This window comes from Undibacterium sp. GW821-FHT11H02, assembly GCF_058808015.1.
The window spans coordinates 140179-155794 of sequence record NZ_JBXARG010000010.1 but is presented as its reverse complement, the minus strand read 5'-3'; the positions used below and the strand labels follow the sequence as shown (position 1 = coordinate 155794).

Below are 15616 nucleotides of genomic sequence, written 5' to 3'. Positions count from 1 at the left end.
TATGGACTATAGCTAAATTCATTCTGACAAGCAAACATCTAGGTTCTAATAAACATCTCGCCGATAAACACCTTCTTCACGCATACGCTGCAATTCGGTATCTCCCAAAATCTCACGCAGTGCTGCATCGACGCCGCCCGCCATGCCCTCTAAGCTACCGCACACGTAGATTGCTGCGCCTCGTGTGACCCAAGTGCTTAATTCGGCGGCTTGCTCGCGTAGTTTATCTTGCACGTAGATACGTTGAGCTTGATCGCGTGAGAAAGCTAGGTCTAGTTGGTTGACGGTGCCATCGGCTTGCCATTGTTCGATTTCTGCTTGACAGAAAAAGTCGTTTGCACGATTACGTTCGCCGAAGAATAGCCAATTTTGATTTTGCCCATGTAGTGCACGTTGTTTGAGGTGAGCGCGCAGGCCAGCGATGCCGGTGCCGTTGCCGATCAGTATGAGGGGACAGTGATTGGCCGGTGGATGGAAGCTGCGGTTGCTGCGCAGGCGCAAGGCTATTGTGTCGCCGATATCGGCATAGTGAGTGAGCCAGCCTGAACCTAGTCCTAAGCTACCGTCGGCTTGTTGCATCTGGCGTACGATGAGTTCGACTGCGCCGTCTTGCTCGATAGAGGCAATTGAATATTCGCGGTGCGGTAAAGTTTGGTCGTTACCTGGGCGACGGGGCAGGATTTCGGCGATGTCGCCCGCTTGCCAACTGCTATTCTTAATGCGGGTGCCTGGGATGATGCGTAGTAGGTAGACGGGATTGCCCTGACTGCCCGGATTGAGTAAGCGGCGTTCGCTCAAGGTCCAATTCTCATACTCGGCTTGATGCCAGTCGGCGAGGTCGGTGTGACCGCAAAGCACGCCCAGATGATGTTGCCAGTGACGTAGTGCGCCATCGTCGCCGTTGTCAACTTCAACTGTATCGAACAGGGTTTGCGCGCCTTGTTGATGGAGCCAGTGATCGAGTTGGTGCCCAAAGGCGCAATAGGCTTGGTAATTGCGATCACCAAGCGCGAGTACGGCGTAATGCAGTTGTGCGAGTTTATAATTTTGACTCATTACACTGCGGGTGAATTTGGCGGCACTATCAGGGGCATCGCCTTCGCCAGTGGTGCTGACCAGGAACAAAATTTTATGTGCCTGTTGTAGCGCGTCAGCATGGAGTTGACTGATGTTGCAAAGCTGGGTTTGCATGCCGCCTTGTTGCAGGCTGTGTTGGGTTTGTGTGGCAAGTTGTTCCGCATAGCCAGTTTGGCTGGCGTAGACGATGAGGACTTGTTCTTGGCTAATTTTGTGTAAGTCTACCGTGGCCAGATGACTGGATTGATGAGCGCGTTGGTGTCTGACTTGTATCCAGTAATAAAACAGGGCGTAGCTAATCAGTAAGCTAATGACCGTGCTGATACGAGCGCCGTGAATGCTTAGGACGTGATTTAATGGTGCGAATAGGCATACTGCGCTGATGCTTAGGGCTAACAGTAGTAGGGTGTTTAGTCTTAGTTGTTTTTTTTGTGACTGCATTTTTTTAAAAATTTTTAAGTAAATTATTTGTTTGAACTTAATAATGCTGGCGCTGGTCGGGGTTGACCCCATAGGCGCTAACCAAATTCTAAAACCACTAACCACAGAGGCTCAGAGACACAGAGAAAGCACAGAGGAAATGTCTAGCTGAAGAAAATTGAATAATATTAGCCTTCTCCGGCCTTTCTCTGCGCCTCTGTGTCTCCGTGTTGAGAGGTTTTGGTTTTGACTTTCTGATTTTGGTTAGCGCCTATGGGGGTTGACCCGACAGCCAGTTACCTTTTTTGCTTTGCCAAAAAGGGTAACCAAAAAAAGCCGGCGCAGGCGCCATCGCGCTTCGGGTTCCCATTTGTGCACGATAAAAAATGGCGCTGTCACATGCGATAAAGGCGGTTGCTCGAGTAGTTCTCGGTGACTAAATTTCAGCGTCAGCACTTTTTCATTCATCTAAATCTTCATCCATCATCGCCAGAAATGCGGGACTCAAATGTTGGCTGTAGCCATGGTCTTCGCGTACGATAAAGCGTGCTGCGGCGTGTAGTTGTTTGGCGTAGTGCATGCCTGCATCCAATCCCAGTACGGTCATTGCTGTAGCTAGTGCGTCGGCGATCATGCATTCTGGGTGAAGTACGGTGACCGATGCGACGCCGTGTTGTACTGGGTAGCCAGTGCGTGGGTCTATGCTGTGTGAATAGCGTTGTCCTGCCACTTCAAAATACCTTCTGTAATCACCTGAGGTGGCGATGGCGATACCGTGCAGGGCTGCAACGCAAGCCGGGTCGCGGGATTCTGGCAGGTCTTCCAACTCTACCCACCAAGGCTGACCGTCGGGTTTGCAGCCTAAGCCGCGTAACTCTCCGCCGACTTCTACCAGGTAAGTTTGTATTCTTAAAGCTTGCAAATAGCGCGCTACTTGATCTACGCCAAAGCCTTTGGCTGTTGAGCATAAATCGAGGTGAATATTACCTGGCTGCAGGGCGCTCTGATTGTCCACGTTGAGTTTAATTTGCTGCCATTTTGTGAGCTGTAATGCTGGTTTGATGATTGCCGCATCAGGTATTGCGCTTATTTTTCCATCTGGACCGAAGCCCCATAAATTGGCGAGGTGTCCTATGGTGGGGTCGTAGGCACCGTGGGTCTGTTCCGCGACAAATAAACTATGTTGCAATACTTTGAAAAAATCTTCTGGTAGTACCTGCCAGGTATTGGCCGGCGCACGATTGAACTTACTGATGTCAGAATCGATTTCCCACTGGCTCATCTGCGCGACGACTTGATCTAGCTGTGCTTGTATTCCTGTTTGTAGGTCCTCGCTACTGAGTTTGGTCCCGGCATAGCACTGCACCTGCCAGTAGGTTCCCATCGTGACTCCGCGCAGATCAAGATATCGCATACTGGCATCAGGAATACTCGGTTGACTCATGTTGAGTGGTATGAGTACCTGCCTTTGATTTGGGATAGAGGGATTAAGCGTAGTCACGAGCTGATTGAGGGGCGGCGGTTGATCAAAGTGGCGAGTACAAATGTTGATACCAATGAGCCCTGCGCGCCAGTAAAAAGAGTGGGGTGGCGCGCAGTAACTTGAGGGAGAAATTACTGAGGCATGACTTCTAAAGTTGCGATGTAGCTGGCACGACGCTCTTTGGCTGCGGGGATCACGGCTTTATTATCGCTGGTGCGCGCTTGTAGCCAGTACATGCCTGCGCCTTGCCAGTTGATCTTGACTTTGCCCGCTGCATCGCTGGTGTAAAACTGCTCGCCTAATTTTTGACGGTAACGCGCACCACCGGCAATGACGGTGACCTTGACGCCTGCAGCCGGTTTGCCATCCAATAGAAATTGAAAGCTGGCAGGTTCGCCCTCAACGATATCGTTTGGATGCGATATCGCTTGCAACTCCAAACCTTTGCCGCTGGGTTTGAGTGCAGTGTTATTGGGGTTGCCGTTGGTGACAAAAGTTTCGATACGGCTTTGGTTTTGGAAGACTTGTAGTTCTTCTGCATTCGCAGGCACTTCTTTTGCAAAATTTTCTGCATTGCCGCGCCAGCGTTTTGGCGCACCGTTTTCTTTGTAATTTGCGATCAGCATATCGTTGACAATACTGACTTTATAAGTGCCTTGGAGATTGGCACGCAGATCAAAGCTATTACGTAATTTGCCTAAGGCTGTGCTTTCCGGTTTGACGATGCTGCCATCTGCTGCTGTGATAATCAAGTTATCGATGCTCAGTGTATTGTGATCAAAGTAAAATAAATTCTCTCCGACCGCAGCGTCAAACGTAACGAGTGGGGCATTGCCTGAGTTTAAGGTCATGCCAGGCAAAATAAAAGGACGGTCAGCCAGCGCGCTATAGCTCACTAATAAAGTGCTGCACAAAGCAAGTGATAAGGTGATAGGAAGGGCGATACGTTTCATAATGAAATCCTTGGGCGGGTATGGGAGTAGTGAGATTATTTTTTGACCTGAACACTGACTTTGCCAAGCTCATTGCTGCCTTGTGCCGTCACTGCCGGGCTGTCTTTGCCACCCCATTGAAATGGCACTTTCAAGACCTCGCGACCACCGCCTTCACGTGCTGCTTCAACGATTAAGTTGTAATCGCCAGCAGGTAATTTTTCTAATGCACCACTATTGCCAGAGAAGCTCACTGTATGCTCACCAACAATGCGAGTTGCCGCGCTGACGCCGTCGATAGGTAATGTTAATTCGCGCCCTGTACGACGCCACCATTGACGCAAATCTTTTAGCCATTTTGCACCTTGATTATTACTCTTTTTGACGTCATACCAGACTTGCAGGTTGGCTGCCATCGTTTGATCTGGGCGTTCTATCCAAAGTGCGACATAGGGCTTGTGATATTCGGCGACATCGAGTTTGGGTATCTCGACTTTGACTACAAGTTCCGCAGCCATAGCGGAAGAACCGAGTAAAGTGGTGATTGCGAAGGGGAGAAGCTTTTGCATAAGTACCTCGTCAATGAGCGATCTAAATAGATGAATCAAAAATAATTAAGTAAGATGAAATCAAAATCAATGGATAAACATAACAGCCAATAACATAGGTGTTACTAATCCCAGCACGACCAGTGGCCAGGTTAAGGCGCGATTATTGGCATGCATTTTTAATAGAAATAAGCCAGTAATGCAGAATATCAAACAAGCCACAGCGAAGACATCAATAAACCATGACCAGGCTTTGCCCGTATTACGACCTTTGTGTAAATCATTGAGATAAGCAATCACGCCGCGCTCGGTTTTTTCATACTCCATGGCACCGTCTTCCAGATTGACTCGTAGCCAGGCATCGCCGCCTGGCCTTGGCAGTGCGATGTAAATTTCTTCGGGCGACCATTCTGCGGCTTTTCCTTCGACCTCAATTTGATGATTTTGTTCTAGCCATTGTTTGACGCTGCCCGGTAATTCTTGATTTGCGCCTTTTTTTGTACGCTGCGGAACTTCTTTTACCAATTGGCTTAGCAACGAGTCTGGCAGCGTCGCTTGTTTTTTACTGATAGAGGGCTGAGCTTCGATATCGCCAGCATGGTTTAAAGTGAATCCCGTGATGGAAAACAAGATCATAGCGATCAGGCAAATAGCTGAACTGATCCAATGCCAGTTATGTAAGTGGCGTAGCCAAAAAGCGCGTTGTTGTTGAGGTGTGGGCACGGTGTTTTTGTTCTAAAGTGGAATGAAGATTTTTGTGGCAAATTATTTTGATTGGCAATTCAAGCGGTTCAAGAAATGCAGCGCCTGTACAAACAATAAGTGACATTTTATTGGAGAAGTATTCCTATTCGATTGAATCTTGACATTTGTTTTGTATCACTTTGTTGTCCTGAAACGAAAATCACTGTTTGACACTAAGTCTCCGCCCACATACGAACTAAGTTATGGTACTGCGCTGTCAAGCTAAGCACTTCGGCGCTATCACCTAATTGAGTACGTAAAGTTTGTATAGTCTGATCCATATTGAACAGCATATTACGGCGCGCATCGTCACGAACCATGCTTTGCGTCCAAAAGAAAGAACAAACGCGGACACCACGCGTCACCGGTCTGACCTGATGCAAACTGGTTGATGGATACAAGATTAGATCGCCAGCAGGCAGTTTGACCTCATGCGTGCCATAGGTATCGACCACCTCTAGTTCGCCGCCATCATATTCATCTGGATCGCACAAAAATAAAGTGGACGAGACGTCGGTACGTAAGTGGTGAACAGTGCTGTAGTCAGTATTCGGTAGCTGACGAACCGAACCATCGACATGCAAACCATAGTGCTCACCACCCGCATAGGCATTGAACAAGGGCGGAACGATACGCAAAGGCAGCGCCGCGGAGAAAAAGAGCGGGTGTTTTTTGACTGCGGCTAAGACAATTTTTCCTAGTTCTATACTAACTTCGGCGTGTTCTGGTAATTGCCGGTTTTGTTTTACTTGTGCGCCTTGTGCTCCCACCGTCTGTTTGCCATCCACCCAATCCGTGGTCTCCAAGCGACTGCGCAGATAGTTGACTTCTTCAAGACTAAGTACAGCGGGAATGTGCAGCATCATGATCGATCAATTGGTTGAGTTGGCAAGGTCAGTGTGTCGCATTGTAATCAAACTCCCTCGATAAGTAAATAAGAATCATTATCATTTAGTTCTTGCAAATCTAAATGAGAACTATTATTATTTGCGTAAATAAGCCTCTAGCCAGCCACCGATACTGCTCACCCCAAGCAGTTTTTCACCAGCCAGCCTCCCCCCCACTATCTTGTTCTAATTAATTTTTCCGGAGAAACTCTGTGGCAATTATTCGTAGTCGAAAACACGCAAAAAACGCGGTTCAATTGAGCCATACCTTGATGACTTTAGCCGCATTGGCTATCCCCTTGTCTGCACAGGCACAAGAAAACAAGGCAGCAAAGCTGCAAGAATCTGCGCAAGAAAAATCTAAGCAAGAATCTGCACTCCCAGAAGTGAGAGTGCAAGCGACACAAGATGTGCCATTTAAGGCCGATGTTTCCAGCTCCAGCAAATTGGTGAAACCATTGTTAGAGACCCCGCAAATGGTGTCAGTGATCAAGAAAGAATTACTGCAAGAGCAAGGCGCTTTCAACATGATGGATGCCTTGCGCAATACGCCGGGTATCACCATGCAATTAGGTGAAAACGGCAATACCAGTGCAGGCGATACTTTCCAGATGCGCGGATTTGCTACGCAATCTTCAGTGTTCGTCGATGGTGTGCGTGATCTTGGTGCGGTGACGCGTGATACCTTTAACGTAGAACAAGTTGAAGTGGTGAAAGGCCCTGCCGGCGCCGACGTGGGTCGCGGTGCGGCATCAGGCTATATTAATCTGGCGTCGAAAGTACCGACTCTAGAAGATGCGATCAGCGCTACAGCCAGTATTAATAACGGCAATAACAAACGCGTCACTGTCGACATTAATCAAAAAATGGGTGACACAAGCGCCCTACGATTGAATGTATTCAAACAAGCTGGTGGCGTAGCAGGGCGCGATCAATTAGAAAATAATGGCTATGGTATTGCGCCCTCTATTGCTGTAGGTTTGGGCGAAAAGACGCGCGCTTATTTCTATTCCCAACATATACGTCAAGACAATGTACCTGATGGCGGCATCCCTACTGTCGGTTTAGCGGGTTTCTATAACGCTAATGCAGCACTGCTGGCTGCACCAAAAGTGCGTTCAAAGAATTACTACGGCAGTGTCAATGATTTTGAAAAAGTAGCAGCCGATATGGCAACCGCGAAGTTCGAATTTGATCTGAACACAAATACGGTATTGCGTAACGTGACGCGTTATGGCCAGTCATCGATGAAGCGCGCATTGACTGGCATTAACGGCCTAAGCGCAACCGGTGCGCAAAATACCTGGACGGTAGCGCGTACTCGTCAAGGCCTCGATCAAAGCAACGACATCTTCGCCAATCAAACCAGTGTCAATAGCAGTTTTGACGCGGCGGGACTCAAACATAGCCTATCGGCCGGTGTCGAGCTGCTGCAAGAACGTCAAACCACGAACACCCTGGCGGTTGCCACAGGGGCAGTCATTCCCGCGGCGAACTTATACCAACCCGATGCCAACACCGCGTTGCCTGCCTTGCTAAAAAATGGTGCGAGCAGCGACGGTCAAACTAAGACCGCAGCACTCTATGTATTTGATGCAATTGATGTGAATAATGACTGGCAGTTGAATGCCGGTTTGCGTTACGAGCGTTACAGCACAGAATCGCGTACTGTGAGTTTGTCCACTGTGGCAGCGAATCCCACTCTACCGGTTGGCACTTTGATTGCGGCGAAAGTGAAAAAGAGCGACGATTTACTCAGTTGGAAGTTAGGTACGGTCTACAAGCTTGCAAAAAATGGTCGCTTGTACGGTGTTTATGCAACTTCACTGACGCCACCAGGCAGTGCTAATTTCTCTTTGAGCAGCGCAGCGAACAATGTCAATGGCCCGCTCGCCGATCCACAAAAAACGTCTAACTTAGAACTGGGTACCAAATGGGATTTGTTAGATAAGGCTTTGGCATTCACGGCCGCTTTTTATCGTACGGATAACGCCAACGAAATCGTACAAGTCGATGCGGTGACCAATGTTTTCGCTCAATTTGGTAAGCGCCGCGTTGAAGGTGTTGAGTTGGGCTTGGTCGGGCAAGTGAATCCAGATTGGCAAATCACGGCAGGCGTTGCGACGATGAAGACCAAAGTATTGCAAGGTTCGACGGGCAATAATTCGGCGGGCGCTGCGACACGTTGGTCGCCTGATTTAACTGCCACTTTGTGGAGCAGCTACAAAGTGGCGCCAAGCTGGACAGTCGGTGGCGGCCTTCGCTATACGTCTGAGCAAAAACGTATTGTCGATCCTAGTGTTAATACAAGCTTGCAAAACATGCCCTCGATTGCATCAAGCTGGGTAGCGAATGCGGTGATCGGCTATCAGGCAACGCGCAATGTATCTTTGCAATTGAACGTGAATAATTTGACGGACAAGAAATACGTCAGCACTTTGAATAATAGCGGCGCGCGTTACAGCATCGGAAGCCCGCGAACGATATCATTGAGCGCAAACGTACTGTTCTAAATTGATTTAAAAAGCAACGGCAGGCCATCGTCATTGAATGTGACAGGCTTGTCGTTTTACGTTTACATAGGCAGGCAATTAGGTACACAATGCTCCAGATGTCTGGCGTAGTATTTTTGTGTTCTATTGTGTCGTGAAAACTTCAAAAAATCAGGAGAAATAACATGGATGATGTAAAGAAACAGCAGGCGATCGACGCCCTCAATCACATTATGGAATTAGAACTCGCCGGCGTAGTCAGATATACCCACTACTCTTTGATGGTGTATGGCTATAACCGTATTCCTATCGTTTCCTGGTTAAAAGGAAATGCCGATGAAAGCTTGGCGCATGCGCATAAAGCGGGAGAATTAGCGACCTTACTTGGAGGTCATCCTTCATTAAAAATAGGCGCCTTATTAGAAACCGAAAAACACGACATCGGCGACATCTTGCGCGAAAGTTTGGAGCTAGAAACTACCGCTTTGTCGGCATACTATGCTTTGCTTAAAATCGTCGAAGGCAGCTCGGTTCTGCTAGAAGAATATGCGCGAGAAATGATCGTGGCAGAAGAATTGCATTTGGATGAAGTCAACAAGATGCTGCGCCGTCCGGGCGCGATTGAGGTGTTTGAGGCGTCTTGATTTGAATTGTTCTGAAGATCATGTTGGGTTTTTAAGGTGACTCAACATGATTTCTAGTGTCTCAATTTTGTTTTGACATCGTCTGTTCTTCTTTGATAGTAGTGTCCCTCAATTTGTTTGCTGAAAAGTATACATCTTGCCTCGCGGAAGAATGGTTTTTTTCTTTAGATTTGTATATGTTCTAAGTATCGATTACTGTGACTTACCAAAGAATGAGTAATGCAGACTACCGGTTGCGATTGCCGTTTTCAGCGATTGCACCTGCATGACATTGCTCATTATAGGATCGCGCCAAACCAGCGATCGCTGCGCTCAGAAAACCTCGCAAGACTTTAGAGGAGCGCCCCCGCACGAAGATAGAGTCTTGCGTCTCTCGTGGCAAACGCCATCAGCGTTTGCGGGAGGGCGCTCATTGATTCAACGGAGCGCTATTTAGTTAAAATCAACTTTCCCAAAGCAGTGCAACGTAGGCGATACAAGGCGCCCTTGTGTTCGATTTCTAATTCTTTGTGCCCCTGCAATAGGTCTTTGCTGTTAATCCTCAATGCAGTTGCCAATGGTGCAGACGGTATTGCGGATACTTGAGCGGTTTTAAGTGGGTCTGCGAGATTCATAGATCAAGTTTTATTAGTCTTTGTTTGGGGTGTAAAGCCGGTTGCTAGATTAATTATAAATGAGAATCATTATCATTTGCAAATTAAAAAATCCTACTTGGAATTTTTATATGCAAATAGAGATCAGATGAGTCATTTCTTAGTCTGGCGTTGTATGCTTTTGTGGTCTTGATGTTCATATAAGCTGAACTGAACGCCAGGCGTTTTTGCTGTTAAGCTTTGCTTTTAGTCTTCGCTATTTATCTTTTTTGAGAGGATGATTACTGTGCCATCGAAACTATTCCTACTGCAGCCCGATGCGCCCGATGCCAGAGATCATGCGTTTCAGGTGCCAGCCTTGCTCTTGCCAGCTCGTGTCGATTTGCGGCGCCATTGTCCCCCCGTGTTTGATCAGGGCTCACGTATCGGTAGTTGTACTGCGAATGCGGTTTGTAATGCGTTTCGTTTTAATCTGATGCGCCAGGCGCGCGAGCAGGAACGTGCCGTGCCGGTCTATCATCCATCTCGCTTGTTTTTGCATTACAACGCGCGCGCATTGGCGGGTAAGCAGCGGCAAAATAAAGGCGCGCAAATTCGTGATGCCATGAAGAGCGTAGCAAAACAAGGCATTTGTCGCGAGAGCGTTTGGCCGTATCGTGCTCATCAATATGCGACCAAGCCACCGCGCCATGCTTATCAACAAGCATTGGATTTTCAAAGTGTCGCTTACCAACGATTGCGGCATGACTTAGATGAGTTGAAGTCGTGCCTGGCAGAAGGTTTTCCTTTTGTGTTTGGTTTAACGGTGTACAGTGCGTTTGAGAGTGCGCAGATGACCAGTCGTGGCGTTCTGAATTTGCCTAAAAAAGATGAAACTAAAGTGGGTGCGCATGCGGTGTTGGCGGTTGGCTACAACGATGAAAGCGAGCGCTTTATCATGATGAACTCATGGGGCAAGAGTTGGGGACAGCAAGGCTATTTCACTCTGCCCTATGAGTATGTAGTGCAGGAAAAAATGGCACGCGATTTTTGGACTTTGCGGGTGGTGGAATCTGGCTAAAATGCGCTTCAATCGATATGAATTTTTGTGAGGACAAGATGGAGACTACAATTTCTGGCATAGGACAAATCGCCATCACGGTCAGTGATGTTGCTACTGCGCTGCCTTTTTATCGCGATGTGTTGGGACTGCAATTCTTATTTAGCCCAGCCCCGACATTAGCGTTTCTGGCTGCAGGAAGCGTGCGTATTATGCTGAGTACGCCACAAGGCGCAGGTGCGGTGGGCGCTAATTCTGTTTTGTACTTTAAAGTGCAAGATATAGAAGCGAGCTTTGCTGAAATTGTTGCCCGTTGTGCTGTTGCTGAACGTGCGCCGCAATTCGTCGCACCTATGCCCGATCATAATTTGTGGATAGGCTTTGTCCGTGATCCTGATGGCAATTTGGTGGGTTTGATGGAAGAGAAGCCGCAGTGAAATTTTGACCGACTCCGGTTGAAGCCTAGGAAGTAAAAAAGCGCAAAGTGGTCAATTCTTTGCGCTTTTTAATTTTTGATTCTGAATCGACGCTGCGCTACCGCGCGATTATTTCTTTGCTTGTAATTCTTTGGCGACTTTTTCAACATCGCTCATCACGCGTAACAGGTTACCACTCCAGAGTTTGGCGATCTGCTCTTCGGTATAGCCACGACGTACTAATTCTAAAGTAACGTTGAAAGTTTCACCGGCGTGATTCCAGCCTTCGATACCGCCACCGCCGTCAAAATCGGAAGAAATGCCGACATGATCTATACCGATTTTTTTCACGGCGTAGTCGATATGATTGACCAAATCTTTGACTGTTGCGCGGGTCGGTGCTGGGAACTTGGCATCAACTTCATCGAAGCGTTTTAATATTGCCTGGCGTTGCTCTTCGCTAAAGCCGCCGACGGGGCCGCGACGTATGCCAACAAGCGACACATTGCCCGGCAAGTTAAATTCGTCGCGCACCACTTTAATGGCGGCACGACGTTCTGCTGAGTCCGTTTTCAAATAACTGTTAAAGCCGACGATCTGGATTACGCCATTGTTGGCTTTCAGTGCCAGCAATTGTTCATCGTCCATATTGCGGCTGACATCACACAAAGCGCGTACAGATGAATGCGAGGCGATGATAGGTGCTTTGGTAATTGCCAGGGTTTGCATCATCGATTCTTTGGACGGATGCGATACGTCCACCATAATGCCCCATTTGTTCATTTCACTGATGACTTGCTTGCCGAGTGGGGATAGACCATTCCACTTCCAACCGATGGCTTCACCAGTGTTCGAATCAGATAATTGGCTATGACCTTGATGCGCGAGTGACATATAACGTGCGCCGCGTTCGTAGAATTGTTTAACGCGTTTTAAAGCGACTTTTTCGTCACCTAAAGGGTAGGCATTTTCTACACCGATCAAGGCGACTTTTTTACCTTTGGCATAAATCCGTTTGACATCGGCAACGCTGTGCGCAAATTCTATTTGGCTGGGCGCGAGCACCGTGGTCATGCGATGTATGCCTTCAAACATATTGATGGCGCTGTCGTAAGCACGTTTATAGCCAGCGGCTTCAAAAGCGTCTGCCTCGGTCGATTGTCCGGTGTAGACAATGAAAAATGAAGCGTCCAAACCGCCCGCAATCATTTTCGGTAGAGTGACTTGATTTTCTAAATCTTGTGAGTAATTGCGAGAAAATCCGAAATTATTAATATCAATATCATTATGTGTATCGAGCGTCAGTACACGTTTGTGTATCGCTTTAGCTTTCGTGACTAGGGCATCTTCGCTTGAGGCTTTGCCGCTGGCCGGAGTGGCGAGGCTGACAGTGGTGATCGTTACGCTGGCGCAGGCAACGAGCGCACCGATGAGTACAGCCATAGGGATTTTGTGGCGCAGGGACAGTCTCATAGTTTTCCTTGTTGATGTTGTAGTAAACCGGGCTACTTATAGCGAATTATTTAATTTTTTACATCGCTTTCCCCTTGCAAGCGAAAAATCAGCAGCAAACAGGTCGGGGGAATTCGTGATCCACAGCGATAGACCCGTCTTGCGGGTGAAGGTTCCCTTGTTTACTGTTTGTCTTTTTCTGGTTTATGCCGTGGTCTCCGTACTGACCTTGTCCCAGTCGGCTTCATCGTCGTAGCAGCACATCCAATTGACTGCCTGATGCCATTCTCTGACCATGGCACTATCGATATTACCGGGACTGGGTTTGTTGTTCAGTTGGGCATGGCGTACCGCCCAATGCAGGCGATATAATAAATCTGACCAGTCCATAATGACATCTTTGCGCCGCAACTTGATCGCATCCGTCAAGGGTAGCGCTGCTTCGCGCTCTACTTTGGAGTCACTGATTGCAGGAAAGTATGGCAATAGGGGGGCGCTGTTGATGGGTTTCGTGCTTAGATCAATTTTGTCCAATAAGCCCGCGCACCAAGCGAGAAAATGGAAGGCATGCAATCGCTCGCGAAACATGTGGCGACGCTCCGCAGGTTCAGATCGGTGGCTGAGAAAGTCGGATTCCTGAGCCGATAAGGCTTCAAGCAAACCGTGTTGACGCAGATACTCGTGGATCGCGCGAGTTATTGTAGGATTATCGCTCGCGCCTGCCTGGCTGACTGCCCACAGCGCCCAAAGTCTGGCTTCGACTTCCTGCTTGCTGCGCAACTTAACTTCCTCATCAGCTTCGATCACATGCAGTTGCACATTGATGCGTATGCCGCGTTTATGGAGCTGTAGTTCTGAGGCTTCTTTTCTAAGTTCTGGCGTCATGGTGGAACATTCAATGCGATGGAATACGGGATTATGACACCGCCGCGCTGATGCTCCAAGGCGGATCGGCGTGATAGACTTGCGCCTTCCAGTTTCTTACTTATACAAAATTTATGAACGTCGTTATTCTTGCTGCCGGCATGGGCAAACGCATGCAATCGAATTTACCTAAGGTCTTGCACCCCATTGCTGGTAAAGCGATGCTGCAACACGTGATTGAGACTGCACGGCAATTGCAGAGCAAAAGCGCAGCCAAGATTTGCATTATTTACGGTCATGGCGGTGAGCAAGTGCCGACTGCAGTGGCTGCGGACGATATTGCTTTCGCTAAACAAGAGCCACAACTTGGCACGGGTCACGCCGTGGCGCAAGCTATCCCGCATCTGGACGAAGCTGTACCTACTTTGATTTTGTATGGTGATGTTCCTCTGACTCGTGCCAGCAGTTTGCAGCGACTGCTTGCGGCCGCTGGCGTCGATCAATTAGCAATTCTGACGGCACAAATGACGGATCCGACAGGCTTGGGGCGCATCATTCGTGAAGACGGGAAAATTCGTCGCATCGTGGAGCAAAAAGATGCCAACGAGACAGAGCGTGCCGTGACTGAAATTAACACAGGCATCATGGTGGCGCCGACAGCGGCATTGAAAAAATGGTTAAGTCAACTCTCTAATCAAAACGCGCAAGGCGAATATTATTTGACCGACATCGTGGCTAGCGCGGTGGCAGATGGCGTAGCAGTCACATCGGCGCAACCTGATGCGATATGGGAAACCATGGGCGTCAACAGCAAAATACAGTTGGCCGAATTAGAGCGCGTACATCAGAAAAATATCGCCTTGAATTTGTTAGAGCAGGGCGTGACTTTGCTCGATCCAACGCGCATCGATGTGCGTGGCAATCTGATTTGTGGTCGTGATGTGACGATTGATGTAGGTTGCGTGTTCGAAGGCCAAGTTGAATTAGCCGATGGCGTCAAAATTGGCGCCCATTGCGTCATCAAAAACGCCAAGATAGGTGCGGGGTCTGACATCAAGCCCTTCTGTCACATAGAGGAGGCGGTCGTTGGGGAAAAAGGCCAGATTGGCCCTTACGCCCGCTTGCGTCCAGGCGCAGAGCTGGCGCAAGACGTGCATATTGGTAATTTTGTTGAAGTCAAAAATAGTCAAATTGCGGCGCACAGCAAGGCCAATCATCTGGCCTACCTGGGCGACGCCACTATAGGTAGTCGTGTCAATATTGGTGCAGGGACGATCACCTGCAATTACGACGGCGTGAATAAATTCCGTACCGTGATTGAAGACGATGCTTTCATTGGTAGTGATAGCCAATTAATAGCGCCGGTACGGGTAGGCAAAGGTGCGACCTTAGGGGCTGGCACAACCTTATCTAAGGATGCGCCTGAAGGTAAATTAACAGTGTCGCGCGCCAAGCAAATAACCGTAGAAGGCTGGCAGCGCCCAGTTAAAATCAAAAAGTAAATCCCAGAAGACACGGTGAACTAGGAAAAGGCTGCGCTCGCTGATTGGGTCAGTTGCTGTTAGGTTTGACGGGGGAGTTGAATTTGTTTGGATTCTTGCCACTAGCCAGGGGGAAGAATATCCCCCTAGTCAGACAACTGTCATAGTGCCCTTGAGACTCTGGGCGGGATACTTCTTGCATCCCTACGACGATGGTCTTTGCTGCAAGCTTATTGCTTTGTTGTACTACTTTAATAGACTGCTTTACGATACTGCTTTGATCCACTGTTGCGAACCACTACTGCGATCTACAACTAGAATTTGCTAATCTGACTACCGCACATTAATTTTTATTGCTGCATTTGCAGCTTTGCTACTAATTGTGCTTTGAACTGTACTATTAACGACCTTACTAATAATCTTCAAAATCGCTAAGCAATTAATTGGTAGAAGAATCGAAGAAGTAAGCAGAGAATACAGCAACAACAGCGACCATTGTTACTACCAGTTGGATTTCTACGAATGCGTTTAACATAATATTTCC

General features: G+C 48.2%; 14 protein-coding genes. 5 read left to right on the top strand and 9 right to left on the bottom strand.

Annotated elements, in window-relative coordinates; all coding sequences use genetic code 11:
* Positions 1-45: 45 nt before the first annotated feature.
* The 6 genes from AC1RR2_RS12080 to AC1RR2_RS12055 form a co-directional block, all read right to left on the bottom strand.
* On the bottom strand, positions 46-1518 hold the full coding sequence (locus tag AC1RR2_RS12080) for a sulfite reductase subunit alpha (RefSeq protein WP_493222510.1): 1473 nt from the start codon (positions 1516-1518) through the stop codon (positions 46-48).
* A 439-nt stretch (positions 1519-1957) separates the two neighbouring features.
* On the bottom strand, positions 1958-2941 hold the full coding sequence (locus AC1RR2_RS12075; protein WP_493222509.1) for an FAD:protein FMN transferase: 984 nt from the start codon (positions 2939-2941) through the stop codon (positions 1958-1960).
* 170 nt (positions 2942-3111) lie between these two features.
* Entirely contained in the window at positions 3112-3933 is an 822-nt protein-coding gene (locus tag AC1RR2_RS12070; RefSeq protein ID WP_493222508.1) for a DUF4198 domain-containing protein, read from the bottom strand.
* A gap of 35 nt (positions 3934-3968) precedes the next feature.
* Positions 3969-4481: a DUF2271 domain-containing protein gene (locus AC1RR2_RS12065; protein WP_493222507.1), complete on the bottom strand. Its 513-nt coding sequence runs from the start codon at positions 4479-4481 to the stop codon at positions 3969-3971.
* Positions 4482-4547: 66 nt separating this feature from the next.
* Positions 4548-5183, bottom strand: a complete 636-nt coding sequence (locus AC1RR2_RS12060; protein ID WP_493222506.1) for a PepSY-associated TM helix domain-containing protein — start codon at positions 5181-5183, stop codon at positions 4548-4550.
* A gap of 194 nt (positions 5184-5377) precedes the next feature.
* Positions 5378-6070 (bottom strand): Fe2+-dependent dioxygenase, encoded by a 693-nt coding sequence (locus AC1RR2_RS12055; protein WP_493222505.1) that lies wholly within the window; start codon positions 6068-6070, stop codon positions 5378-5380.
* A gap of 233 nt (positions 6071-6303) precedes the next feature.
* On the opposite strand from AC1RR2_RS12055, the gene AC1RR2_RS12050 reads away from it, so the two are divergent.
* Both AC1RR2_RS12050 and AC1RR2_RS12045 read left to right on the top strand, forming a co-directional pair.
* Positions 6304-8604 (top strand): catecholate siderophore receptor Fiu, encoded by a 2301-nt coding sequence (locus tag AC1RR2_RS12050; protein ID WP_493222504.1) that lies wholly within the window; start codon positions 6304-6306, stop codon positions 8602-8604.
* A gap of 164 nt (positions 8605-8768) precedes the next feature.
* Positions 8769-9227, top strand: a complete 459-nt coding sequence (locus tag AC1RR2_RS12045; protein WP_493222503.1) for a ferritin-like domain-containing protein — start codon at positions 8769-8771, stop codon at positions 9225-9227.
* 428 nt (positions 9228-9655) lie between these two features.
* Here AC1RR2_RS12045 and hemP read toward each other — a convergent pair whose 3' ends face one another.
* Complete coding sequence (gene hemP, locus AC1RR2_RS12040; protein ID WP_493222502.1) at positions 9656-9841, bottom strand: hemin uptake protein HemP; 186 nt, start codon at positions 9839-9841, stop codon at positions 9656-9658.
* Positions 9842-10106: 265 nt separating this feature from the next.
* On the opposite strand from hemP, the gene AC1RR2_RS12035 reads away from it, so the two are divergent.
* Both AC1RR2_RS12035 and AC1RR2_RS12030 read left to right on the top strand, forming a co-directional pair.
* The gene (locus AC1RR2_RS12035) at positions 10107-10880 is read left to right on the top strand and encodes a C1 family peptidase (RefSeq protein WP_493222501.1); all 774 of its coding nucleotides are present in this window, start codon (positions 10107-10109) and stop codon (positions 10878-10880) included.
* Positions 10881-10918: 38 nt separating this feature from the next.
* On the top strand, positions 10919-11296 hold the full coding sequence (locus tag AC1RR2_RS12030; RefSeq protein ID WP_493222500.1) for a VOC family protein: 378 nt from the start codon (positions 10919-10921) through the stop codon (positions 11294-11296).
* 108 nt (positions 11297-11404) lie between these two features.
* Here AC1RR2_RS12030 and AC1RR2_RS12025 read toward each other — a convergent pair whose 3' ends face one another.
* Together AC1RR2_RS12025 and AC1RR2_RS12020 are read right to left on the bottom strand one after the other, a co-directional pair.
* Entirely contained in the window at positions 11405-12748 is a 1344-nt protein-coding gene (locus AC1RR2_RS12025; RefSeq protein WP_493222499.1) for a dipeptidase, read from the bottom strand.
* Positions 12749-12931: 183 nt separating this feature from the next.
* Complete coding sequence (locus AC1RR2_RS12020; RefSeq protein WP_493222498.1) at positions 12932-13612, bottom strand: DUF4272 domain-containing protein; 681 nt, start codon at positions 13610-13612, stop codon at positions 12932-12934.
* A gap of 113 nt (positions 13613-13725) precedes the next feature.
* On the opposite strand from AC1RR2_RS12020, the gene glmU reads away from it, so the two are divergent.
* Positions 13726-15093, top strand: coding sequence for a bifunctional UDP-N-acetylglucosamine diphosphorylase/glucosamine-1-phosphate N-acetyltransferase GlmU (glmU, locus tag AC1RR2_RS12015; RefSeq protein WP_493222497.1), 1368 nt, complete (start codon positions 13726-13728; stop codon positions 15091-15093).
* Positions 15094-15616 lie beyond the last annotated feature (523 nt).